Annotated in this window: 26 protein-coding genes and 1 pseudogene; 11 read left to right on the top strand and 16 right to left on the bottom strand. The window is 29.0% G+C overall.

Annotation, left to right across the window (positions count from 1 at the left end):
* Positions 1-66 precede the first annotated feature (66 nt).
* Genes A2J15_RS02365 through pgp2 form a run of 3 tightly spaced genes read right to left on the bottom strand, consistent with a single transcriptional unit; the run spans position 67 to position 2499 of the window.
* Positions 67-534, bottom strand: a complete 468-nt coding sequence (locus tag A2J15_RS02365; RefSeq protein ID WP_066778367.1) for a tRNA (cytidine(34)-2'-O)-methyltransferase — start codon at positions 532-534, stop codon at positions 67-69.
* Positions 535-1521 (bottom strand): alanine racemase, encoded by a 987-nt coding sequence (locus tag A2J15_RS02360; protein WP_066778368.1) that lies wholly within the window; start codon positions 1519-1521, stop codon positions 535-537. It lies immediately after the preceding gene.
* Entirely contained in the window at positions 1522-2499 is a 978-nt protein-coding gene (pgp2, locus tag A2J15_RS02355; protein WP_066778370.1) for a cell shape-determining L,D-carboxypeptidase Pgp2, read from the bottom strand.
* A gap of 251 nt (positions 2500-2750) precedes the next feature.
* Here pgp2 and A2J15_RS02350 point away from each other — a divergent pair, with 251 nt between their 5' ends.
* The 4 genes and pseudogenes from A2J15_RS02350 to A2J15_RS02335 form a co-directional block, all read left to right on the top strand.
* On the top strand, positions 2751-3173 hold the full coding sequence (locus A2J15_RS02350; protein WP_066778373.1) for a copper chaperone PCu(A)C: 423 nt from the start codon (positions 2751-2753) through the stop codon (positions 3171-3173).
* A complete protein-coding gene (locus A2J15_RS02345; protein WP_066778375.1) occupies positions 3170-3625 on the top strand; it encodes a hypothetical protein in 456 nt (151 codons plus the stop codon). Before A2J15_RS02350 ends, A2J15_RS02345 begins: the two co-directional genes overlap by 4 nt.
* Positions 3622-4188 (top strand): SCO family protein, encoded by a 567-nt coding sequence (locus A2J15_RS02340; RefSeq protein WP_066778378.1) that lies wholly within the window; start codon positions 3622-3624, stop codon positions 4186-4188. Before A2J15_RS02345 ends, A2J15_RS02340 begins: the two co-directional genes overlap by 4 nt.
* 133 nt (positions 4189-4321) lie before the next feature.
* Positions 4322-4531 (top strand): annotated as a pseudogene (locus A2J15_RS02335) (RNA degradosome polyphosphate kinase); the annotation flags it as partial.
* A gap of 54 nt (positions 4532-4585) precedes the next feature.
* Here A2J15_RS02335 and A2J15_RS02330 read toward each other — a convergent pair.
* From A2J15_RS02330 to ciaB, 3 genes are all read right to left on the bottom strand, one after another.
* A complete protein-coding gene (locus A2J15_RS02330; RefSeq protein WP_116980475.1) occupies positions 4586-8383 on the bottom strand; it encodes an autotransporter outer membrane beta-barrel domain-containing protein in 3798 nt (1265 codons plus the stop codon).
* Between the two features lie 346 nt (positions 8384-8729).
* Entirely contained in the window at positions 8730-9026 is a 297-nt protein-coding gene (locus A2J15_RS02325; protein ID WP_066777538.1) for an HU family DNA-binding protein, read from the bottom strand.
* A 105-nt stretch (positions 9027-9131) separates the two neighbouring features.
* Positions 9132-10967: an invasion protein CiaB gene (ciaB, locus tag A2J15_RS02320; protein WP_066777535.1), complete on the bottom strand. Its 1836-nt coding sequence runs from the start codon at positions 10965-10967 to the stop codon at positions 9132-9134.
* A gap of 63 nt (positions 10968-11030) precedes the next feature.
* Here ciaB and A2J15_RS02315 point away from each other — a divergent pair, with 63 nt between their 5' ends.
* Positions 11031-11447 carry an acyl-CoA thioesterase gene (locus A2J15_RS02315; RefSeq protein WP_066777533.1) on the top strand — a complete coding sequence of 139 codons (417 nt, stop codon included), beginning with the start codon at positions 11031-11033 and terminating at the stop codon, positions 11445-11447.
* 36 nt (positions 11448-11483) lie between these two features.
* On the opposite strand, the gene kcuS is transcribed toward A2J15_RS02315, so the two are convergent.
* From kcuS to A2J15_RS02270, 9 genes are all read right to left on the bottom strand, one after another.
* Positions 11484-11696: a KCU-star family selenoprotein gene (kcuS, locus tag A2J15_RS02310; protein WP_375732429.1), complete on the bottom strand. Its 213-nt coding sequence runs from the start codon at positions 11694-11696 to the stop codon at positions 11484-11486.
* A complete protein-coding gene (locus tag A2J15_RS02305) occupies positions 11653-13776 on the bottom strand; it encodes a carbon starvation CstA family protein (protein ID WP_066777531.1) in 2124 nt (707 codons plus the stop codon). The genes kcuS and A2J15_RS02305 overlap by 44 nt, the downstream gene beginning before the upstream one ends.
* 164 nt (positions 13777-13940) lie before the next feature.
* Positions 13941-14870 carry a ribose-phosphate pyrophosphokinase gene (locus tag A2J15_RS02300; protein WP_066777530.1) on the bottom strand — a complete coding sequence of 310 codons (930 nt, stop codon included), beginning with the start codon at positions 14868-14870 and terminating at the stop codon, positions 13941-13943.
* A gap of 106 nt (positions 14871-14976) precedes the next feature.
* On the bottom strand, positions 14977-15636 hold the full coding sequence (locus tag A2J15_RS02295) for an amino acid ABC transporter permease (RefSeq protein ID WP_066777528.1): 660 nt from the start codon (positions 15634-15636) through the stop codon (positions 14977-14979).
* A 9-nt stretch (positions 15637-15645) separates the two neighbouring features.
* Positions 15646-16398, bottom strand: coding sequence for an amino acid ABC transporter permease (locus A2J15_RS02290; RefSeq protein WP_066777526.1), 753 nt, complete (start codon positions 16396-16398; stop codon positions 15646-15648).
* 1 nt (position 16399) lies between these two features.
* Entirely contained in the window at positions 16400-17176 is a 777-nt protein-coding gene (locus A2J15_RS02285; protein ID WP_066777525.1) for a transporter substrate-binding domain-containing protein, read from the bottom strand.
* Between the two features lie 23 nt (positions 17177-17199).
* Positions 17200-17928, bottom strand: a complete 729-nt coding sequence (locus A2J15_RS02280; RefSeq protein WP_066777523.1) for an amino acid ABC transporter ATP-binding protein — start codon at positions 17926-17928, stop codon at positions 17200-17202.
* A gap of 124 nt (positions 17929-18052) precedes the next feature.
* Positions 18053-18841, bottom strand: a complete 789-nt coding sequence (locus tag A2J15_RS02275; RefSeq protein WP_066777520.1) for a CheR family methyltransferase — start codon at positions 18839-18841, stop codon at positions 18053-18055.
* A gap of 113 nt (positions 18842-18954) precedes the next feature.
* A complete protein-coding gene (locus A2J15_RS02270; protein WP_066777518.1) occupies positions 18955-19509 on the bottom strand; it encodes a CheB methylesterase domain-containing protein in 555 nt (184 codons plus the stop codon).
* A gap of 149 nt (positions 19510-19658) precedes the next feature.
* On the opposite strand from A2J15_RS02270, the gene rpiB reads away from it, so the two are divergent.
* Genes rpiB through ychF form a run of 6 tightly spaced genes read left to right on the top strand, consistent with a single transcriptional unit; the run spans position 19659 to position 24144 of the window.
* Positions 19659-20096 carry a ribose 5-phosphate isomerase B gene (rpiB, locus tag A2J15_RS02265; RefSeq protein WP_066777514.1) on the top strand — a complete coding sequence of 146 codons (438 nt, stop codon included), beginning with the start codon at positions 19659-19661 and terminating at the stop codon, positions 20094-20096.
* Entirely contained in the window at positions 20096-20428 is a 333-nt protein-coding gene (locus A2J15_RS02260; RefSeq protein WP_066777511.1) for a hypothetical protein, read from the top strand. The genes rpiB and A2J15_RS02260 overlap by 1 nt, the downstream gene beginning before the upstream one ends.
* Positions 20425-20973 (top strand): adenine phosphoribosyltransferase, encoded by a 549-nt coding sequence (apt, locus tag A2J15_RS02255; protein ID WP_066777507.1) that lies wholly within the window; start codon positions 20425-20427, stop codon positions 20971-20973. Before A2J15_RS02260 ends, apt begins: the two co-directional genes overlap by 4 nt.
* Before the next feature lie 27 nt (positions 20974-21000).
* Positions 21001-21603 carry a DedA family protein gene (locus tag A2J15_RS02250; protein WP_066777504.1) on the top strand — a complete coding sequence of 201 codons (603 nt, stop codon included), beginning with the start codon at positions 21001-21003 and terminating at the stop codon, positions 21601-21603.
* Entirely contained in the window at positions 21593-23041 is a 1449-nt protein-coding gene (locus tag A2J15_RS02245) for a leucyl aminopeptidase (RefSeq protein WP_066777501.1), read from the top strand. The genes A2J15_RS02250 and A2J15_RS02245 overlap by 11 nt, the downstream gene beginning before the upstream one ends.
* The gene (gene ychF / locus A2J15_RS02240) at positions 23041-24144 is read left to right on the top strand and encodes a redox-regulated ATPase YchF (protein WP_066777498.1); all 1104 of its coding nucleotides are present in this window, start codon (positions 23041-23043) and stop codon (positions 24142-24144) included. Before A2J15_RS02245 ends, ychF begins: the two co-directional genes overlap by 1 nt.
* Before the next feature lie 9 nt (positions 24145-24153).
* Here the strand turns inward: ychF and argH are convergent, their stop codons facing one another.
* Positions 24154-25536, bottom strand: coding sequence for an argininosuccinate lyase (gene argH / locus A2J15_RS02235; protein ID WP_066777494.1), 1383 nt, complete (start codon positions 25534-25536; stop codon positions 24154-24156).
* Positions 25537-25538: the final 2 nt, after the last annotated feature.

Genomic DNA, 25538 nt, shown 5'->3' with positions numbered 1-25538 from the left:
TAATTTTTATAAAAAGGACTTTATGATTTTATATCTTTTGCATTCTTAAATATAAATTTACAAACTTTAAACACTAAAATAATTAAAATTTTGTCTTAAAGCTTCATAAGAAATTATACCTACACTAGTTGCTAAATTTAAACTTCTTCCACAAGATTTCATAGGTATACTAATAGCATTATCCCAATTTAATTGCATTAATTCCATAGGTAAACCATAGCTTTCACTTCCAAAAAATAAAAAATCATTTTCTTGAAATTTTGCATTAAAATACGGTTTTTGACTCTTAGTTGTAGCAAAGAAAAATCTATCCTTGTAGATGATGTTTTTTTCTAAAAAATCTTGTATATTTTCCCAAATTATAGGTTCTAATTTATCCCAATAATCAAGTCCAGCGCGCCTGAGGGCTTTATGAGAAATATCAAAAACCGTGGGTTTAACTATATGGAGTTTAAATCCGGCATTAAAGCACATTCTTCCTATGCTTCCTGTATTTTGAGGAATTCTAGGGTGTATTAGTACTATATTAAACATTTATATTAATACCCTTTGAATGCTAGGATGAAGCTTTACTAAAATTTCATAACTAATAGTATGAAAAAAATCAGCCCAAATATCAGCATCTTTAAACACACAAATCTCTTCACCTGAATTTTCACATGAAAAACTATCCATTGACATTTTTCCAAGAATTTGCTTACCATTTGCAAGTTTTAACTCCCCTTTTCCATTATAACGAAAAAGACCGCTAGCATAACCTAAATCATAAGTGGCAACTTCTAAATCTTTTAAAGCATGAAAAACACCGCCATAACCTATACTTTGTCCTTTATACAGTGTTCTTTGACTAAGTCTATGCGCATATAAACTTAAAACTTTTTTTAAATTTTCATCTCCATATCCAAATTGAGCAAGCCCTATTCTACAGTGTTCATCATCAGGAATTTCTCCTCTAAAAAATGCTGCAGAATTACAAGAATGGATCAATAATTTAGAATAATGTTTTTTAACTATTTTTTTAGCTTCTTCAAAATGTTTTTTTTGAACAAAAAAACTAGCATCCATTTCATCAGCGCTAAAAAAATGAGTAAATACACCTTCAAGCTTTAAATTGTGTTGCTTAATAAGACTTAAAGCATATTCTAAATCCTGTATGCTAACACCATTACGATGCATAGCTGTATCTATTTTAAGATGTATTTTGGTATTTTTTTTGTATTTTTGTATATGTGAGATATCATTTAAAGCATAAATAAATCTAGAATTTTCATTCCCATGGGGAATGTGAGAGAGTATGAGTATATTCTCAAAAAAATTTTCAAGTTCTAAAGCTTCTTCTTCGTTTTTAAGTGCGACAAAACAAACTCCTAAATTTTTAGCCACAGGAGCTAAAAGTTTAGCTCCGTGCCCATAAGCATTATCCTTAAAAACACAAATCAGTCTTTTAATATCTTTTATTTTTTTAAGAATATATTTTAAATTATATTCATAAGCTTTTTGATCGATTTTGATTAAGGCCATTTATTGCTCTGCTAGAATTTTCATTTTGCCCTTATTGTCGATTTTAACATATAAAATTTTATTGCCTTTAAATTGATAATTTTTAGTATAATAATCCTCATAAAATGAAATTCTATATATAATCTCATTTTTTAAATTTGGATAAGGACTGATATTAATATCTGAAAATTTGATTTCTTTATCTTCTTTGCGTGAAAAAATCAATTTTTTCATGGCAGTAAATTGTTCAAATTTCATTTTATCAAAACGTTTAAATTCTTTTTCATCATAAAAATCTAAATAAGCATCAATATTATTGTGCGTCCAAGCTAATTTCCAAGTAAAAAGATCAGCTAATAAACCAGCTATTTCATCTTTTTTAGCTCTGATTTTTTCTTTTTCTTCTGTCATAGCAAAAACTTTTTTACCTTGTATAGTTTGTGCAAATTTTTCTAAGTCTTCATTAAGTAAGGCTATACATCCTTTTGTTTTAAACTCATCAAGCCTAGACCCATCAAGAGGATAGCCATGTATCCAAATTCCACCTCCTGTTTTTCCTTGTACCTTATCAAGCAAGTTAGGATAAGTTGTAGCAAAAGCAAAAGGTCCATAGTAAGGATCACCTGGGTTAAACTTACGCCCTAATTCATAAAAACCTACAGGAGTTTTTAAATCTCCTTCTATTTTTTTATCCCCCATGATACCGGTAATAATTTCTTTTTGTTCAAAATCTTTTGTTATTTTTCCATCATTATAAGAATAAACACGAAGAATTTTATCTGTTTTATTGGTAAGCACAATAGTGACATTATTATTATAATACCCTAGTGAAATATTTTTATCCCCTATTTCTTGTAACCAAAAATCCTTTTGAGTCAGCTCTTTTTCGATTGCTATACCAACAGCATCTAAGCCTTCGTTAAGATAAATTTTAACAAGATCTGCAGCATGAAGGAGTACTGAAAAAATTGTAAATAATAAAGCAAATCGTTTCAACAATATTTTTCCTTAATACCATGAATTTTTGAGTAAAAATATTTGCATGATTATAATATCTTTTTTCTTAAAAAATATTAATTGAATCTAAATTTGTTAAGTTATATAAATTTAAAAAATACACATTTTTAAAAAAATTAAATCTTAAATCAAACAATCCCTAGTATTAAATCAAATCATACTCATATTGCATAAAAAATTTTAAATATTTTTTGATATAATCAAAATAAAAATCCATAATAAGGACATATTTTATGAGAAAAATTTTTTGTTTGAGTGTTTTATTTGTTTTTAACCTTTGGGCTAATGATATAGAAATTAAAAATGTTTTTGTAAGACAAACTCCACCCCATGCACAAAATAGTGCAGTTTTTCTTAATATCTATAACAATACCGATAAAGACATTGCCCTAATAAGCGCTCAAAGTGATATTAGCGAAGTTACCCAATTGCATACTCATTTGCATAAAAATGGAACCATGTTAATGCAAGAAATTCCTCAAATCATTATCAAAGCTCATTCAAATACAGAATTTAAACCAGGATCTTATCATATCATGCTTTTAAATTTAAAACAGCCCATACTTAAAGATACAAAAATAAATATCAATTTAAAATTTAACAATAACCAAAATATAGAATTAAAAAATATTAGCTCTAAAGAATATGGCAAATGAAAAAAAATATTTTTATCTTAACCTTAGCCTTTGCAATTATTATTTTATTTTATTTTATTTTTGATATTTATACATCAAAAAGTTCAAAAGAAACAATCAATACTGATATTACAAGCCCTTTAAGTTGTGATCTTAATATTCAAGATTGTAAATACAATTTTAAAGGTAAAGAAGTGCTTATTTCTTTAAACCCTAAACCTTTGCAAGCTTTAGAATCCATAAAATTAAATATTAAAAACTTAGGAGATTATGAAAATTTAAAGATTAAAATTTATGGTTTAAACATGTATATGGGTGAAATAAATCCTAAAATACATAAATTAAACCAAACAGATTATGAAAGTCAAATAGTGCTTGCATCTTGTGTTTTACAAACTATGCGTTTTAGGGCTGAATTTATGGATAATGATAAAGCCATAGGTTTTCATTTTGATTTTGAGTTAAAAAGATGAAAAAAAGCATTATTTTATTTATTTTAATGTTGATTATAAGTGTTTTAAGTATTTTCTTTTTTTTAAAAAATCAAGAAAATCCTTATGATTTTAACTTAAAATCAAGTTTTAAAGAAAATACTACTATTGAGGATTTTAAAGGTAAAAAACTAATAGTTTATTTTGGATATACTTTTTGTCCTGATATTTGTCCTGCAACACTAAGTTTATTAGCTAAAATTTTAAAAGATATTAACAATGATAACATCCATCTTCTTTTTATCTCTTTAGATCTTAATAGAGATAGCAATATTAACAATACAGATGAATGGCTAAGATATTTTTATCCAAAAGCAAATGCTTTAATCGCAAAAGATGAAAGCACTTTACAAAAATTAGCCAAACGATATAATGTTCATTATCAAAAAATAGATCTAAAAGATCCTATTATGAAATACACCATAGCACATAGCAATGAACTTTTTCTTATAGATGAAAACTCTAAATTTTACAAAAGCATTAATGATTTAAATCCTCAAGAAATGTTAAAAGAAATCAAAGACTTTTTAAATTTAAATCCTTAATTTTTTACCTAATTAAAACCCTTATCTTGCTAAGTTAATATATACTTGTTTCAATCTTTTTATCAATAAACTTAGATAGCATTTTTTAATTTATTTTGAAAATATTTTAATCTTATCATTGCAATATAAAATACAATTTTTACGTTTACAACTTAGTGATAATGTTTTAGCTTACGAACTTAAAAACAATGCACAATACAAAAAAATACCTCTTTTAGATAAAAGTATCAATTCTCAAAAAATTCTAGAAGAATACGTAAGCCAAATTTACAAAACTTTAAAAAAAGATACAGATCAAAGTCGTGCAACACATTTAGCTTCTAAGCTTTTTAAGGAAAATTAAAAAACAAAGCATAGCTTTTAAAGCTATACTTTATTCTTTTAATACCTTATTCTTTTACCACAAATAACTAAATTGAGCATAAGCAGTATGAGTAGTAGCATCTTTACTATTTTGAGCATTATAATTCATACTCATAATAAAGCTTTGATTTAAAGGCAGTATTAAAGAAGCATTTGCAAATCTTTGTATTCTTGCTAAGTTTATTTCATCTTCTACTTTAATAGTACCAAAGCGTGCTTTAGTATGTATAGTAGTATTCATATAAAGTTTAGCTCCTAATTCTATAGAAGTCTTTAAATAAGGTAACCAGTCTTTAAAATAAGCAAAGCTAGCCTTAGTAGAAAAAAGATTATTGATATTTTTATATATTCTTTCTCCTTTTTGTACACTAGCCCTACCTTTAATATCTTTTATACTATAAGCTTGCATATAAGATCCTTCATAACCTAAACCTATTTGAGGAGTAAGCATATGAGATCCTAAGATAAAATTCATTCCTAAATCTATACCTCCTCCATAAGTATAAGCATTAGGATTAGCACTAGCTTCATTATTGGCTATTTTCTTTAAGAACTCATTTTTAATAAAAGCTGCTTTAGCTTGAGCTTTAATATAGACTTCTTGATTATTGTCTGTATAAAATAAGGTATTAAAATATTTTATACCTGTATAATAAGTACGGTTTTTTACATCAAAATAATAAGAGTTCATCTTAGTATCTTCATAACCTGCATAAAAACTATAAGTTCCACTTTCTTTTAAGGTAGAATAAGCAAGTATATTACCTTTAATATGTCCTTTACTTTTTTCATTTAAAGAAAGTTCTACACTTTGAGAAGAAAAATAAGGTAGTATAACTAAGGCATGTTCTTTAATATTATCATGAGTATAAGTTTGTATATCACTTTGTATATAATCATTAATACTAGCATATAAATTATCTTCATTAAAAGTAAGATTAGTATTAAGATTAAAATGATTAGGATTAAAAGTTAAACTTAAATTCATATTATTCATTAAGCCATCTACAAAAGCATTTCTTTTAATGCTAGAAGCATTTAAAGATCTAAAGCTTGCTCCTATAATAGAAGCATTAAGATTAAAGTCTGTAGAGATTTTTCCACTTAAAGCATCATAGTTTAATATCATTTCTCCACCACCATTAGTTTTTATTTTTTTTATATTATTTAAACTTACTCCCTTAACAAGATTTTTAATATCATTAAGTTCATCCATATTAAGATTACCTTGATCAACTATAAGGTTTCCAACCATAACAGAATTAGCACTTTTTCCTCCTACTGTAAGGGTTTGGAGTTTATTATTACTTCCTGTACGTATAGTCCAAGAAGTGATATTAACACTACCACTTCCTTCATTGCTTATGTTATAGCCATCAGTATTTGTTCCTATAGAGCCAAAGTTATTAAGCATTAGGGTGCCTGAGCCAGAGTTTGTTATACCTCCACTTATGGTGGCATTTTCTTGGTTGGTTAGGTTTAGATTACCATTACCAGAGTTTGTTATACCTTTTGTTATAGAACCAGTGTTGTTAAGCATTACATCGCCTGAGCTTTCATTGCTAATATTTTCAATGCTAGCACCACTTTGGTTAGTTATCATTAAATTACCTGTTCCTTGATTTGTGATGCCTTGAGTTATAGTAGCACTATTATCAAGTATTACATTACCTGAGTTTGTATTCATGATAGAATTAATAGTAGCACTATTTTTATTTTCTATTTTTAAATCGCCACTTCCATAATTGTATACACTTTTTAAAGTGGAGGAGTTATTAAGCATTAAACTACCTCCTCCTATATTATAAGCACTTCCACTAATGCTTGCATTATTCATGAGTTCTAATTGACCCATTCCTATGTTTGCAACATAACCTGAGATGGAAGTATTGCCATTTTGAGTATTAGTTTGGTTTTCTATAGTTAATTTACCACTTCCATAATTGTATATATTTCCTGTTAAAGTGGAGGAGTTATTAAGCATTAAACTACCATCTCCTGTGTTGGCTATATTTCCACTTATAGTAGCAGTACTACTACCATTGTTTTTATTTTCTATCATTAAATTACCTGTTCCAGAGTTAGATATATTTCCTGTTACACTACCTTGGTTTTCTAGGCTAATGGTATTTGAACTTTTGCTTATGATATTACCTTCTATTTTTCCTTTATCTTTGTTTATTATGCCAGCTTTACCACTAGTTGAAGTGATTTGTCCTGATTCTTTTATAAGAATAGCTGCTTTGCTTTCTTCATCACTTTGTTGGCTTTCATCAAGGGAGCGGCGTTTTCTGCTTTTACCATTAGCATCAGCTTTTATGGTGCCTTCGTTGACTATACCACCTTCACTTCCTCCTTTAACTTCTCCAGCTACTATGATTTGACCTACGGTATTGTCTTTGCCAGTACCATTGCTATTCTTAACTTCTTGACTTTGTCCTATTTTTATCCCTGCTTGACCTCCAGAAACCTTGGCACCTTCTTGGATGTTTATGGAGTCTATAGAGAGGTTTGTGTTGTGAGAATTCCTACTACTTTGTACTAAATTTACATTGATAGCGTTTTGTGTGGCATCTATGCTGCTATCTTTTGTTAGGATGATTTTACCTATTTTTATATCATTTTGAGTATGGTTTTCTGAAATAAAAGTGATACCATCTTTTTGTGCTTTTATGGTTCCTGTATTAAAAAGATTGTTTATAGTGCTTCCTGCTGTTATGAGTATGCCTTGAGATTGTGAGTCAAGAGTACCTGCGTTGATAAGATAATCAATATTTGGTGCTTTACTATCTGTGTTAAATAAATTTATGGCTGCACGTTGTTCACTAGTGCTATCGGTTGATCTTATAAAACCTGTATTGATAAAGGTTGAAATATCTCCTGATAGATTTACACCTATTACTCCTGAGATAATACCTGTATTGATAAAATTATCAATGGTGCTGCGTAAAATGGTAATACCTGATGAATTTGAGGTATTGCCAGAAGTATAAGGTCCATAAGCTCCTATAAAGCCTCTATTGATAAAGTTTGTAATGTGGGTACTTTCAAGATGTATGGCTTTTCCTTGACTTAGGATTAATTGGGTGTTGATGAAGGTAGTGAGGTTTGCACTATTAAAGCCAATGGCATTGGCGTCTTGGTTGCTATTTCCTATTAGACCTTGGTTTTTAAAGTTTTTTATGGTAGTGGTGGTAGAGGAACGCTGTAATGATTCTTGATCTTTTCCTATTTGGATACTGCTTACATTTTGACTGCCAAATATGAGTTTATTTGTTGTTCCTGCGATGAGCCCGGTATTGGTAAAATCAGTGATTTGTACATTTTTTTCAAGATATATTGCTTGATCTTGTGAGTTATAGACAATGCCTGAGTTTGAAAAAGAGTTTATTGTTATGTTTGCTTGTTTATCTCCCCAAATTCCTATGTAGGCATTTTTAAGAAAGCCTTGATTGTCTATGGTGTTAACATTTATGGATGCATCTTTTTGAGTTTGATTTTTGTTTTCTATGTTTAAAGAACCAGCTATGATTCCTTTATTAATTATATAAGGTATATTGATTTTATCAGAATTATCCACATAAGCATAAATTGTTTTTGATCCATCACCATTTTTAACATAAGCATATCTACCTAAAAAGATGCTATTGGTACTTCCATTACCATTTACTTCAATTTGAGTTCCTGGATAATATCCTAAAAGAGTATAGTAGTAATTATTTCCTTGAGTATAAGGTATAGCGTAAGGTGGTCCACTAATTTGAGCTAAGGCTAAAGAGCTTAAACAAGAAATAGTAGCTAAAGATAAAATAAGTTTTTTGGAAGAAGCCATTACCCCCCCCCGTGTTGTATACACTAGACTTTAAATATAATTTTTTCATAAAATATTATCCTTTGCAAAATATAAAGATTATAAATATTTAAATGATTTATCTTATTGATTAATATAAAAGTAAGATAAAATATATAATGCTAATTATAAATAATATAGCTTTAAATAAATATTAAATTGTAAGCTTTGAGTTATAAAATCAGTACTTTCATAAGTTGGATTTTTATCTTTAAAAGAAGATAAATTATAAGATTTAAGAAGGGTTTTTGCATTTTCCTAACTATAAAATTTTAAAAAGATTTGGCAGGGCGTGTAAAAAAGGCTAGAATAAATCTAGCCAAAGGTTTTATTTTTTCTTTTTAGCACTTGATTTTGCAACTGCTTCTTTGAGGTTTTTACCTACTTTAAATTTTGCAACTCTTGTGGCAGGAACTTTGATCGTTTTTCCTGTACTTGGTACTCTAGCTTCTCTAGCAGCTCTTTCTTGAGTAGAAAAAGTACCAAAACCGATAAAACTAATACTATCGCCTTTAGCTAAGACTTCAGTAATAGTAGAAATAACTGCATCAGTAGCAGTAGTAGCATCTTTTTTTGTTAGCCCGGCTGTTTGAGCAACTAATGAAATGAAATCTGCTTTAGTCATAAAAAGCTCCTTTGTTTTAATTGAAACGGCTAATATTAACATATTTCCAAAACAATATCAAGTCTAAAAGAGCTTTTTTTAAGATTTTTTTCAAAAATAAAGATTTTATTGTTTATTTTTATACCTTAGTAATTCTTCACCTTCATCTACTTCATTGCCGATTTTTTCATATAAATCATAATAAAATTTTACAAATTCCTCACACTCTGGCATGGTAGGGAGAAAAATATCTTCTTTTATATAACAAAAACGCATTAGAAAATCTTTAGCATCAAGTTTTAACATATAGTGTTTTGCTAGATTATGATAATTGTTTAAGACAAGATCTTTAAATTTTTCATAATATTCTAGATTAAAATTGATTTTTAAATGATGGTTTTTAAAAGTTAAAACCCCACTTTGAAAAAGTAAGCTAAGGTGGATAAGCCCTTCAGTATAATAAGGCTTAACTTCATCTACTTTTTGCCATGCAATAAGTCCTATAGCTCTTTTTATCACATCATGAAATACAGGTAATTTTAAATCATCTTCTTCATGATAAAAGAAGTTAACAAGCCCTCCTGCTGTAGCTTTGTATTCTTCTATATTTTTAAAAAAACCACTTTTATTCATAGCATTTTCAGTATCACTAGCTATAAAAAATATATGACCAAATTCATGTCCTATGGTTGAAACTTCATAAACACGCTTCCAAATTTTTTCTTGAAAAAACAAAATTTCTCTGCCATAAGTTAAAAATTCTTTATCAAAAATTTGATTAGAAATTTTCATAAAGGGTTGATTTTTAGCATTTTCATAAACGAAATTAATAAAGGCAAAAATTTTTTTACCTGCTTTAGAGCTTACAAATTCATCATTGGGTACAACTTGAGCTGAAAATAAACCCTTTAACTGCGAACCATAAAAAATCATAGGAGTGCAAATATAAAGCTGGGTTTTTTCTATATTGGATAAAACTTCTTTTTCTAATTTACTATCTTTAAATTCTAAATTATTATATACGTTTTGAAAGGTTTGTTTGATCTGTTTATTAAATTCTAAGGCATTAAAATCATTCTCTTCTTCTAGTCTAAGATCCCATTCTAAAGCTACTGCATGGGTGTAATTATCTTCATAGTATTCTAAGGGATGACCTACTTGTAAGGGTGATTTTACTTTCATCCATGCAAATTCAGCTTCTTGCCATGATGATATGATTTTATCTTCATCTTTTTGACAAAAGGCTAATTTTAATTTTTCAAAGTACTCTATATAAGAATGCTCTTCTTCTTTATCAGCCAAAATTTTAAGTTTTTCAATTATACTATCAAATGCAAATTCTAATTTTAAAATTTCATCTTCAAAAAATTTTGCATAAGGAACAAGCTTCCACCAATTGCCTATTTTTACTAAAACCCCATATGATCTTTCACAAATTTCACCTGTTGAAGTTTTTTGATAGAGATGATTTTTTCTTAAAAATTCCATAGCATCATCTAAATTTGGAAACTGTGAAGCTAAAATTTTATTGTTTTTTTCTATGATTTGTTTAGTCCATAAAATTTCAATCTCATTGATAATCAAACCTATATTATGCACACCTTCAACCAAAGTATAATAAAATTCATTTAAAAGCTTTTTTTGTTTTATTTCATCGATAAGATCTTGATGATTTTTTTCATAAAATTTTCTTACTTCTTGATAGAATTTGTGTTTTAACTGTATGATTTTATCTTCTTTGAAATGATTTTTTTTCCATTCTTGGATTAAATTTTCTTCTTTTAAATCAACTAAGCGTCTAAGTATGGCTAGTAAGCTTGTTTTTTCTTCTTTTAATTCGCTTAAAGAAATTAAAAATTTAAAGTATTCATCTTGTTCTTTTTGATCTAAAATTTTATAAAGAGCATTGTTTTTTTCTTTGTATTTTTTTATCAATTTGGATATTTCTTTGAAATTATTCATACTTTTTTTCTCCTTATTTAATTTTTTTTAATTATAATTCATTTTTTAAAATAAGGAGTAAAAATGAAAGACATGGGGGAACCAAAATTAAAAATCGTAGCTATGCCAAGCGATACAAATCCAGCGGGAAATATTTTTGGTGGTTGGATTTTATCTCAAATAGATTTAGCAGGTGCTATTGCAGCAAGGGAGCTTTCTCCTGAACGTGTTGTTACTATTTCTATGGATAAGGTGGTTTTTAAAGAACCTGTTTTTGTAGGTGATGTGATTTCTTGTTATTCAAAAATCACTAGCGTGGGTCACACTTCTATCAATGTTGCAGTTGAAGTTATAGCACAAAGAGTAGATTCTCAAGGTTGTACTTGTTGTATTAATGTTACTTCGGCTTTGGTTACTTATGTAAGCGTTACAAGAGAGGGAAAGAAAAAAGCCATTAACGAAGAACTAAAAAGAATACATGGATTTTTAAACAATGACTAAAGCTTATCTTGTATGATAAAACTTTATCCTTGAAGCTTAGCAGCATTTATTTAAACCGCCTTTGTTGTATTTTTTGTCTAAGCATTCTTTAAAAAATTCCTTTCTGCTTTTAGGAATTTTTCCAGGATGCTTATTTTTCATGTGTTCTATATACTTATCATAGCTACAAAGCCCCACTAAGGGGTGAAAAAACCTTTCAGCTTTTTCATAATAGTATTTGATTTTTTTGAAAATCATCAATTTTGACATATTTGCTTTCTTTTAATGGAATTTTAATCTTACCCAAACAAATTCCTATACAAGAAAGTATGACAAGTAAGGTTGTTAACATAAAAAATACACAAAGAATAGCATTGATAAAATTCCCTATCTTACTTTGACTAGCTAGGGCAATTTCTTTTTTAATAAGAGTGATTTCTTTTTCATCTTTGGCATGATTTAATTTTACTTGCAAGTCTTTGATTTTTTGTTCTTGTATATGAATGGCTGCTACATGAGATACAGCATTGCTTACCTTATCAGTTTCATTATAAGGCATGATTTTAGAAATTCCTCCATATAAAGTAGCAACTAAAACAAATACAGCAGGCGCTAAAGTTACCCAAGTATACTTTGCTTTACCCATTTTAACTAGTATGCTAGTAGCAAGAAGCAATGCCATACCAGCAAGCATTTGATTGCTTACACCAAATAAAGGCCAAAGAGTATAAATACCTCCTTTAGGATCTATGGCACCTTGATAAAGAAAATATCCCCAACCAGCAACACTTAGTAAGGTTGCTAAGAGTCCGGCTGGGTAATTATGGATATCTCCTAAAGGCTTATAAACATTACCCAAGATATCTTGCACTATAAAGCGACAAGCCCTAGTTCCTGCATCAACAGCAGTTAGGATAAATAAAGCCTCAAATAATATGGCAAAATGATACCAAAATGCCATTAAATCTATCCCTCCAAAAAGCTCATGCAAGATCAAAGCCACACCTATGGCAAAAGTAGGAGCACCGCCTGTTCTTGAAAGTATAGTGTACTCGCCTATATTTGTAGTTAAATTTGTAATATCTTCAGGAGTTATTTTAAATCCCCATGAAGAAATAGTTTGGGCTACACCTGCAAGATCTGTGCCTATTAAAGCAGAACTTGAATTGATAGCAAAATAAAGCCCAGGATGTAAAATACAAGCACAAATTAAAGCCATAATGGCTACAGCACTTTCTGCAAGCATAGAACCATATCCCACAGCTAAGGCATGAGTTTCATTTTCAAGCATTTTTGGAGTAGTTCCGCTTGAAATTAAAGCATGAAAGCCACTAATAGCTCCACAAGCTATGGTGATAAATAAAAATGGAAATATAGGTCCAGCAAAAACAGGTCCTGTTCCATCAAAATACTGCGTATTTGCTTTTGGCATTTGCAAATCAGGTGTAACAATGATAATAGCTATAGCCATAAGTAAAATCACACCGATTTTTAAAAAAGTAGAAAGATAATCTCTTGGAGCGAGTAAAAACCATACAGGTAAAATAGCAGCAATAAAACCATAAGCCATGATAATAAGAGCTAAAGTTGGTGCATCTAGGATAAAAATTTTACTCCAGTAAGGATCTTGTGCTATGATACTACCATAATGAATAGCTAAAATTAACAATATAAAGCCTATGATAGAAGCTTCCCCTACTCTACCAGGTCGTAAAAAACGCATATAAACACCCATAAATATAGCTATAGGAATAGTCATAGCTATGGTAAACAAACCCCAAGGAGACTCTGCTAAAGCTTTAACTACTACCATAGCCAAAATAGCAATAATAATAAGCATGATCCCAAAAATAGCGATCATAGCAACACTACCAGTAAAATTACCCATTTCATCTTTGATAATCTCACCAAGACTTCTACCTTTTCTACGAGTAGATATAAAAAGCACAACAAAATCATGCACACAACCTGCTAAAACCCCTCCGATTAAAATCCAAAGCATTGAAGGTAAATATCCCATTTGAGCAGCTAAAATAGGACCAACTAAGGGACCAGCACCAGCAATGGCTGCAAAATGATGACCAAATAATACGATTTTATTTGTAGGAACAAAATCACGACCATCGTTTTGCAAAATCGCAGGTGTAGCGCGATTTTTATCCAGTTGTAAAACTTTATATGCTACAAAACGTCCATAAAATCTATAAGCTATAGTGTAAATACATGCAGCAGCAACTACTAAGTAAATTGCTGAAACGCTTTCACCATTTTGTAAAGCTAGATAAGCAAAACAAATAGCACCCAAAATGGCAATGAAAAACCATAAAATCTTAGTACTTAATTGAGTCATATTTCTCCTATATAAAACGTTTTGTTTAAAGATAGCAAATTTAGTACTTAATTTTACATGATAATATGTTTAGATTTTTCACATTTTATAAAAATATATTATTTTTGTTTCATTAAGTAACATAAAAGAAATAGCCTAAAATCATATTTTAGGCTATGAAAGTTTTAAATAAATAAAGAATTCACGCTTTCATTATGATAAACACGGCGTATAACTTCAGCAAAAACAGGGGTAACACTTAAAACTTTAATATTTGGTAAATGTTGTTTTATAGGTATAGTATCAGTTACAACAAGTTCATCTAAGGCTCCGCTAGCTATTCTTTCATAAGCCTTACCACTTAAAACAGCGTGGGTGCAACAGGCCATTACTGATTTTGCACCTTTTTCTTTTAAAGTTTGTGCGGCTTTAACTATAGTTCCTGCAGTATCAATGATATCATCTACTAAAATCACTTCTTTATCTTTAACATCACCTATGATATTCATCACTTCACTTTCATTAGCTTTTTCACGACGCTTATCTACTATAACTATATCAAGTCCTAAATGCTTTGCAACACTTCTAGCTCTAGCTACACCACCTATATCTGGGCTTCCTATGATAGCATTTTTAAAATGTTTAGTTTTTATATAATCATTAAAAACTATGCTTCCATAAAGATTGTCTACAGGTATGTCAAAAAATCCTTGAATTTGACCTGCATGAAGATCTATGGTGGCTACGCGATCAATACCTGCAGCTTGGATGAGATTGGCTACAAGTTTAGCAGTAATAGGTACTCTAGGATTTGCCTTTCTATCTTGTCTTGCATAACCAAAATAAGGGATAATAGCCGTGATAGAATTTGCACTAGATCGGCGCAAAGCATCTGTAAGGATTAAAAGTTCCATTAAATTATCATTTGTAGGAACACAAGTACTTTGTATGATAAAAACATCTTTTCCACGCACACTTTCATCAATTTGTACACTAATCTCACCATCACTAAAACGCTTTATGCCTGCATCGCTTAAAGGTAAAGAGAGATACTTAGACACTTGTCTTGCAAATTCTATATTAGCAGAACCTGAAAAAATTTTATAACCTCGCATAAAAAACCTTAATTAATAAAATATAAATTAACAAAAAAGATTTTAGTCAAAATTTATTAAAAACGGCTGTAAATTTTAAAAAAAATTATACAAAATATAAACTTTTTTATGAAAGATAAGCTGTTTTTTTAGCATAATATCTTACTAAAATAGAAAGTGAAAAACATATAATAAAATAAATTCCAGCAACTATAGCTATCATGGCTAAAATTTCTTCAAAACTAGTTAATCTAGCTAAAATGGTTTTAGAATTATAGGTAAGTTCAGCTATGCCAAGACCTGCTAAATAAGCTGTATCTTTTACAGTTGTTATAATTTGGGATAATAAAGCAGGAATGATTTTTCTAAAAGTTTGAGGTAAAATGATATAAAATAAAGTAAAAAATTTACTAAAACCCTGAGAATAAGCTGCTTCAAATTGTCCTTTTGGAATAGAGTTTAATCCCCCTCTAATGATTTCAGCCATAACCGAACTCGTATAAAGAGAAAATCCTATAGTACCCCAAAAAGCTTGAGGAAATTGACCAAAAAATACAGGTAAAACAAAACAAGCTGCAAGCATCCATAATAACAAAGGTGTATTTCTAAAAAGATCTATATAACAAGAAGATAAAAAACGACTTAATCTATCTCCATAATTTTTAGTTATTGCCAAAAAAGTACCAAAAAGTATTGAAATAATACAAGTAGCTAAAGCTATTTTCAAAGTAAGGAATAAACCTTGCATTAAAAATTCAATATTTTGAGTATTAAAAATATTTTCCATAATAAGCCTTTATCTTGTTAAGTGTGCTTTTTTTAATTTATTTTCATAAGTTTTTGCAAAATAAGCTAGAGGATAACAAATAATAAAATATAAAATAGCTGCAAATATATAAGCAGGTGCATAATTCCCATAATCAGCTGCATAACTATCAGCAGAATGCATAAGCTCAGCTCCACCTATGATTAATAATACAGAAGTGTTTTTGATTAAATTAACCATTTGATTTGTCATCGGAGGCAAGATAATCTTAATAGTTTGAGGTATGATAATATAACGCATTTGTTGGATATAAGTAAAACCCTGAGAATAAGCTGCTTCAAATTGTCCTTTTGGTACAGCTAAAATTCCACTTCTAACCACTTCACTCACATAAGCTCCATGGTAAGCACCAACACCTAATACACCTATAGTAAAAATATCTAATCTTATACCCAAAACAGGTAAAGCATAAAATAAAAAGAAAATTTGTACCACTAAGGGAATATTTTGAAAAAGTTCTACATAAATTCTAGTATAAGCTCTAATGATTTTAAATTTACTAGTAGCCATAACCCCGCCTATAGTTCCAAAAATAGTTGCTATAAGCAAAGCTAATACGCTTACTTCTAAAGTATAAACAAAACCATTGATAAAAGTATCTTTATTTTCTAAAACATCTAAAAATTTCCATACTGCAAAAGGGTTTATACTGTTTTCATCGTATAAACCCCAAGAGCTAAGAATTTGTTTTAAACTATCAACAAAACCCAGGCTCTCACTCATACTATAATCCCCATTTTTTCGCTAAAGCTTCAATTTCATTTTTATGATCTTTTACGAAATTATCAACATATTGTGCGAATTGAGGATCATCTTTTTTGGTTACTATACCATAACTTTGAGGTTCAAAACTATCAGGCAAAATTTCACTTTTATCATCTACATAACCTAGCAAAATCGATTTATCTACAGAAAATGCATCCACTCTTTTAGCATCTAAAGCCGCTTTTATACTTGGATAATCAGGAAATTCACTAAAGCTTACATCAATATTAATGTCTTTAGCAGCTTGAGCTATAATCTTTTTTGTAGTTGCAGCTTGAGCTACGCCTATATTAGCACCTTTCATATCTGCTAAAGATTTATAATTTTTCTCTTTTAAAACTAAAAGCCCTACAGCATCTTGATAATAAGGTTCTGAAAAATTATAAATTTTTTTTCTTTCAGGAGTAATGGTAAAAGTTGCTATAACTGCATCTATGCTACCATTATCAAGCAAAGGTCCTCTTGTTTTAGCATTAACTGCAACAAGTTTTATTTTACTATCATCACCTAAAATACTTTTAGCAAGCAATTTAGCAACATCAACTTCAAAACCTTTAATTTCACCTGTAGCTTGATCAAGCAAAGCATAATGGGGCACATCATTTTTAACACCAACGATTAATTGTCCTTTGGCTTTAATAGATTCAAGTTTTGTAGATGCATTAGCTGTATTTAATGCAAAACAAACACCTAAAGCTAACATTGCTAATTTAAATAAAGATTTTTTTACAATCATATTTTCTCCTTTTAATAATTTGATTAATTTTTAATAATTTTTCCTAAAAAGAGTTTTGCTCTTTGTGTTTTTGGATTTTGAAAAAATTCACTAGGAATATTTTCTTCTACTATAGCACCATCTTCCATGAAAATGATTCTATCTGCTACTTCTTTTGCAAATCCCATTTCATGAGTAACTACAACCATAGTGGTATTGCTTTGATAAGAAATTTGTTTCATAACATCTAAAACTTCTTGTATAGTTTCTGGATCAAGGGCTGAAGTAGGTTCATCAAATAAAATATAAGGTTTATTTGTGCAAAGAGATCTAGCTATAGCAACACGTTGTTGCTGACCGCCTGAAAGCGTTATAGGATAAACATTTGCTTTATCCACTAAGCCTACAACTTTTAAGTATTTATAAGCGATTTCTTCTGCTTCTTTTTTAGTTTTTTTTTGAAGTTTCATTGGGGCTAAAATTAAATTTTGTAAAACTGTCATGTGTGGATACAAATTAAAATGCTGAAAAACCATAGCACAGTATTTTTTACAAATTTCAATTTTATTTTTACGATTTAAAATAAGATTATTAATAATCACTTCGCCAGAAGTAACTTCTTCAAGTCCGTTCATACAACGGATAGTAGTACTTTTACCACTTCCACTTGGACCTATAATAACTAATTTTTCACCTTCCTTAACTGTAAGATTGACATCTTTTAAAACATGATGGGTTCCATAGTATTTGTTTACATTTTTTAGTTTAATCAAAATTTTTCCTTCTGTATTTAACTACAGAATCATTCTAACATTAAATCAATAAAATTGTTTCAAAAATGTAACTTATTTTTACTAAGAAATTTAAAAATTGTAACTTTTAGTAAAAATATTTTAATTAAATTTTCTCATAATAAATACCCTTTGAAGAAAAAACTTTTTTAAAATAAACAGTTTCAGGAATCAAATCAGCATTACCTACATAAAGCCTTCCTTGATGATTTAAAATTTTATGAAATTGTTCCATAAGTTTTAATTTTGATTCATGATCAAAATAAATAATCATATTTCTAGAAGCTATAATATCAAATTTACCTAATCTTAAAAATTTTTCTTCGAAGACATTGCAAAGTTCAAATTTACAAAGACAAAGTTCATTTTTATTGATGGTATAAAATTTATCCTCATTTTCTGTAAAAAATCTTCTTTTTTCATTTTCACTTAAGCGCTGTAAGGTTCTTCCTTGATATTTACCTAATTTTGCTTTTTCTATGACATTAGAATTAATATCAATACCCAAAATATAAATATCTTTCATAAAATTTTGTGCAGCAAGTAAGGCAAGAGAATAAACTTCTTCACCACTAGAACAAGGAGCGCTTAAGATATTAACTTTTTTTTCTAAACTTTTAGCATAATAAATAATTGCTTTTAGCTGGGCTAATTCTCTTAAAAAATAAGTTTCACCTATGGTTACAAAATCTAAAGTTTCTTGCTTAAGCTGCTTATTAACTTTTAATTTTTCCAAAAAATCTGAAAAATTTTTAACAGAGATGCTTTCTAAAAATTTATTTAATTTTAAAGCTAAAATACTTTTTTTGTCACTAAGATCAATACCGCTTATTTCATTAATAATTTTTATAAACTCATTTAGCTCATATTCGCTAGGAGTTGTTCTACCTTCCATAATAGTCTTCCTTTTATATTTTCCCTTTAAATTAATTACAATTTAAATTTTCAATTGCGAATTAACAACTTTTATTTTTTAACTTTAAACTTTTTCTCATCCTCCTTGTTTTATTAGGTTTGGTTAACAAAATCTAAGATTTCTTTTTTAATTTCTTTTAAACTTTTACATTTTAAATGTGGATTTATATCTTTTGCTCTTTTTGGCATTCCATAAACTACACTATCTGTTTCATTTTCACACAAACATTTAACCCCTGTTTTATAAAGTTCTAATAAACCCTTTGCGCCATCATCTCCCATTCCAGTTAAAATAATGGCTAGTATTTTATTTGTTTTAGTTAGAGAAACTGCAGATTGAAAAAGTAAATCTATACTAGGTTTAAAACTTGATGCAACATCTTGCCAAATAGCTGTAATCGTTAAATTTCCAGATAAAATAGTATTTTTAAGGCAAATATAAATTTTATTACTTAATACTTCTTTATTATTTAACAAACACACTTCACATAGAGCTTCTTTATTAAATTGTCCTACAAAAGATGGAATAAAGCTAGGACTCATATGTTGGGCTATAACTATAGAAGTATTTTTTATATCAAGATCTTTTAAAAGAAATTTAAGCTGATTAGGACCCCCAGTAGAAGATCCTATAAGTATAAGCTTCATTCTTTTTCCCCTTTTTTAAGCTTATTTATATTTATTATTTTAACATAATTCAAAAAAAATAAAGCTTATTTTTAAAAAGAAAAGGTATTTTTATGATTTAATATGATAAAATTAAAATCTTAAATCTTGATTTTACATGTGAGAAAGCGATGCTTAAAAAACAAATTTATATTGCTAGCGATCATGCTGGTTTTGAGTTAAAGGAAAAAATTTGCTTATTCTTAAAGGAAAAAGAATTTCTTTTTCATAATCTTGGAACTCATGATGATGCAAGTTGTGATTATCCTGATTTTGCCCATTTACTCGCCTCTAAAATCGATAATAAAAGCTTTGGTATACTCATTTGTGGAAGTGGTATTGGGATTTCTATAGCAGCAAACCGACACCCACACATCCGTTGTGCTTTGTGTCATGAAAGTTTAAGCGCAGAACTCGCAAGAAAACATAATGATGCTAATGTTTTAGCACTTGGAGGAAGACTTATAGGTATTGAACTTGCTATAAATATCATACAAAAATTCATACAAACACCTTTTGAACAAGGAAGACACACACAAAGAATTCAAAAAATAGAGGTAAAAATATAATGTTTACAAATTGGCTTATTTTAACTGTGCTAATTTGCGCAACTCTTTACTTAAGTGTTATGTTATTTTATTATAAAACCCTACTTAATAAAGAAAAAACATCAAAAGATTTTATTAAAAACAATCTTGATGATACTGAAATTATCATTAGAAAATTACAGATTCAACTTCAAAGAAGTCTTGGCAATATAGACATACTCACAGAAGAATTAAATAAAATTAAAGCAGATCTTACTTCTTTAAGAACAAGAAATTCTCAATATCGTTTAGAAAATGATAAATTAAGACAAAGAATTAAAGAATTAGAAGCAAAAATTGAGGCATTGTTATGATAAAACTAACCCAAGAAGAACAACAGTATTTACTTAATAGCATTAGAATTATTCCTGATTTTCCAAAAAAAGGAATTATTTTTAGAGATATTACTACTTTATTGAATAATAAAGAGGTTTTAAATTTTTTACTCAATCATTTAGAAAAACGCTATAAAAATTATGAATTAGATTTTATAGCAGGAACAGAAAGCAGAGGATTTATCTTTGCATCCATGCTTTGCGCTAAGCTTAATCTTCCTTTTGTACCCATTAGAAAACCAGGAAAACTTCCTTTTGAAACTTTTTCTTGTACTTACGATCTTGAATATGGAAGTGATAAGTTAGAACTTCACAAAGATGCATTTAAAAATATTAAAAATGCAAAAGTTTTACTTATAGATGATTTAATAGCAACAGGTGGAACAGCCATAGCTTCGCATGAACTTATACATAAAACAGGTGCAAAATGTGTTGAGGCATGTTTTTTAATAAATCTTAAAGATTTAAATGGTGCTAATAAACTTGAAAAACTTACTTCAGTTTATAGTGTTTTAAAGATTTAATTTTTTATTTATTAAGGAAGGTAGAATATGGAAGAATTTTTAAAAGACTTACTTTATCAGTATAAAGATCTAGCTTATATTATTATTTTTTTATGGTGTATTTTAGAGGGTGAATTGGCTTTAATTTTAGCAGGAATTTTTGCTCATCAAGGTCATGTTAATCTAGGCTTAATCATTTTTGTAGCAGGACTTGGCGGTTTTGTTGGTGATCAAATTTATTTTTATATAGGAAGATATAATAAACGCTATATTCAAAAAAAACTTAAAACTCAAAGGCGTAAATTTGCAGTAGCACATTTACTTTTACAGCGTTTTGGCTGGCCTATTATTTTCATACAACGCTATATGTATGGTTTTAGAACCATTATACCTATGAGTATAGGCATAACACGTTATAATGCTAAAAAATTTGCTATTATTAACCTTTTTAGTGCTTGGGTTTGGGCTTCTATTACTATACTTTTAGCTTGGTATTTTGGTGAAGAAATTTGGAAAATGGTAGCTTGGGCTGAATCTTATTGGTATTATGCGGCTATTATTATTGCAATTTGCTTATTTTTGTTATTATTTGGATTTAAACAAATAGAAAAAAATATACTTAAAAATAAAAGGAAAAATTATGAAATTTGAATTTAATGACAAAAAATTAGAACTTATACAAGCAGATTTTGAACTTATTTTTATACAAGATAAAAATATCAAAAAATTTGATAAAGAAAAAGATTTTTTTAAATTAAACAATTACGAAGGCGAAGGAACTTTACTTGATTTAAATAATAAAAAATTATATTTAGATCTTAAAAGTCTTGCTTATGAAGATATAAGATTATCACTTTGTACTGCTTATAAAAGCCTTGAAAAACTTAATATTAAAAGCGTTAAACTTCCTAGTATAGTTGGAGATTGCGTGGTTAGAAGTTTTGCTTCTTTAGTTGAAGGTGTGCTTTTTGGAGCTTATAAATTTGATAAATATAAAAAAGAAAAAAAAGTAAGTACTTTGGAAAAATTTATCATTTCTAGCGAAGAGCTCAATGCTAAAGAATTCAATCAAGATGAAGCTAAAATAGGCTTAAAACGCGGAGAAATTTTAGCAAATGCAACAAATTTTACTAAAAATATAGTCAATGAAATTCCAGAAATTTATACTCCTTTAAAAATGGCAGAAGATGCGCAAAATTTAGCTCAAGAAAATAAAAATATTACATGCAAAATTTATGATGAAAACTTCCTTGCTAAAGAAAAAATGGAGGCTTTTTTAGCAGTTAATAGAGCCTCAATACATCCACCACGTCTTATACATCTTAGCTATAAGGGTAAAAATTCTAAACAACGCGTGGTCTTTGTTGGAAAAGGTTTAACTTATGATAGCGGAGGTTTAAGTTTAAAACCTGCAGATTATATGCTTACTATGAAGGCTGATAAAAGCGGTGCAGCAGCAGCCATGGGCATTATAAAAGCAGTAGCTGAGCTTGATTTGGATTTAGAAGTGCATTGTGTTTTAGGTGCTACTGAAAACATGATAGGAGGCAATGCTTATAAACCTGATGATGTTTTAATTTCACGCGAAGGTGTAAGTATAGAAGTAAGAAATACAGATGCTGAAGGACGTTTGGTTTTAGCTGATTGTCTTTCTTTTGCACAAGATTTAAAACCAGATTTACTCATTGATATGGCAACTCTTACTGGAGCATGCGTAGTAGGACTTGGAGAATTTACAAGTGCTATTATGGGAAATAATGAACAATTACAAAACGATTTTTATGCTAGTTCTAAAAAAAGTGGAGAATACACTACTATTTTACATTTTAATCCTTATCTTAGAGATTTGATAAAATCAAACATAGCAGATGTTAGCAATACTTCTACTAGCCGTTATGGCGGGGCTATTACAGCGGGATTGTTTTTAGATAAATTTATACGCAAAGAGTATAAAGATAAATGGTTGCATCTTGATATCGCAGGTCCAGCCTATGTGGAAAAAGCATGGGGATATTCTAATTTTGGTGCAGGTGGTGCAGGAGTGAGAATGTGTGTTAATTATTTGCTTGATATTTTAAGGAAAAATTAATGAATTTAAGTGTTGGTATAGTAGGACTTCCTAATGTTGGAAAATCAACAACTTTTAACGCCCTAGCCCAAACCCAAAGTGCTCAAAGTGCAAATTACCCTTTTTGTACCATAGAACCAAATAAGGCTATGGTACAAGTGCCTGATTTAAGATTAAATGAACTTGCAAAAATAGTAAAACCTGAAAGAATAATGCATTCTTTGATAGAATTTGTAGATATTGCAGGACTTGTTAAAGGTGCAAGCAAGGGCGAAGGTTTAGGAAATAAATTTTTATCTAATATCAGAGAAACAGAAGTGATCTTACACATTGTACGTTGCTTTGATGAAGAAAATATCACCCATGTTGAAGGCAAGGTTGATCCTTTGCGTGATGTAGGAATCATTAATACCGAACTTATTTTAGCAGATATAGAACAAATTAATAAAAAAATAGAAAAACTTAACAAAGAAGTTAAAACTAATCAAAAAAATGCCAAAGAATACCTAGAACTTGCACAATCTTTACTTAAACATCTTAATGAAGGTTTAGCAGCAAGTTCTTATCCTCATAAAGAAAATGAAATGTATCAAACTTTAATTAAAGAACTAAGATTGTTATCTGCTAAAGAAGTTATTTATGGGGCAAATGTTGATGAAAATGGTATCAAAGAAGATAATGCCTATGTTAAAAGCTTAAAAGAATATGCGAAAAAAAATAATCATGAAGTTATAAAACTTTGCGCAAAAATTGAAGAAGAGCTTGTAGGTTTAAGCAAAGAAGAAAGTCAAGAATTTTTAAATTCTTTAGGGATTAATGAAAGTGGTTTAGATCAAATCATTCGCACAGCTTTTGCCAAACTTGGACTTATAAGTTATTTTACAGCAGGAGTTGTTGAAGTACGTTCTTGGACTATTAAAAAAGGTTGGAAAGCTCCAAAAGCTGCAAGTGTGATTCATAATGATTTTGAAAAGGGTTTTATAAAAGCTGAAGTTATTTCTTATGAAGATTATATTCATTATAAAGGTGAAAACGGGGTTAAGGAAGCCGGAAAATTACGGCTTGAAGGTAAAGACTATATCGTTTTAGATGGAGATATTATACATTTTAGATTTAATGTCTAAAAAATATTTTTACAAAGAGGCAATAAATTCTTCTAAAAGTTCAATTTGCTTTTCTACGCTTGCAACAGAACTAGACCCTTGGCTTTGTTTAGCGTTTAAAGAATGTTGAAAATCTAAAATATCCATAGCTTTTGCATCAAAAATAGGATTTATTTTTGAAAGATCTTTAATCTCACTTATGTCTATTTTTTCTTTTTCAGCTTGAGCTACTACATTTCCTACAATAAAATGGGCTTTTCTAAAAGGAATATTTTTTTCTCGTACTAAATAATCAGCCAAATCAGTAGCTAATAAATGTCCTTTTTTACAAGCTTGAGCCATATTGTCTTTGTTGATTTGCATTTGCTTTAATGCGGCATTGAGAATGATTAAGCTATTTTTAGCGCTTTTAACACTATCAAATAAAAGCTCTTTATCTTCTTGCATGTCTTTATTATAAGCCAAAGGCAAGGCTTTCATTGTGGTTAATAAAGCCATCAAATTCCCATAAATGCGTCCTGTTTTTCCGCGTATGAGTTCACAAACATCAGGATTTTTCTTTTGAGGCATGATAGAGCTTCCAGTTGAAAAACTATCACTCATAGTTAAAAAGCCAAATTCTGAAGTAGAAAATAAAATCATTTCTTCACAAAGCCTAGAAGTATGAGTAAAAATCACAGCTATATCATAAAGTAAGTCAAGAACAAAATCTCTATCGCTTACACCGTCCATAGCATTTGGCATAATATCTTTAAAATCAAGTATTTTAGCACTAAAATAACGATTTGTCTCATAACTAGTCCCTGCACAAGCACAAGAACCAAGAGGAGAGAAATCTGCAAGTTCTAAGCTATTTTGCAAACGTTTAATATCGCGCATAAACATAAAAGCATAAGTTAAAATATAAAATGAAAAACTTATCACTTGCGCATGTTGTAAATGTGTAAAACTAGGCATTATAGTATGTTTATGATTTTTAGCATGTAAAAGTATGGTTTGGATAAGATCTTTTAAAAACCTTATAAGTTCTATATGAGTTTTTTTAGTATAAAGCTTAAGATCTGTTGCTACTTGATCGTTTCTACTTCTTGCAGTATGTAATTTTCCACCTACTTCAGTGCCTATGATTTGACTAAGACGTTTTTCTATAGCCATGTGAATATCTTCATCTTCTATATCAAAAACAAATTGTTCTTGTTTGATCTCAGCTTTAATTTGTTCTAAACCTTTTATAATAAGATCTAGTTCTTCTTTTTTTAAAATACCACATTTTTCAAGCATACAAGCATGAGCGATAGAGCCTTGTATATCTTCTTCAAACAAGGCTTTATCTACATTTAAACTTGCATTAAATTCTTTTAAGAGTTCATCACTTGCAAAACTAAAACGCCCAGACCACATTACATTTTTCATAA

Origin of the sequence: Campylobacter hepaticus (assembly GCF_001687475.2) — a bacterium.
Taxonomy (GTDB): Bacteria; Campylobacterota; Campylobacteria; order Campylobacterales; family Campylobacteraceae; genus Campylobacter_D; species Campylobacter_D hepaticus.
This window is presented reverse-complemented; position numbering and strand designations above follow the sequence as displayed.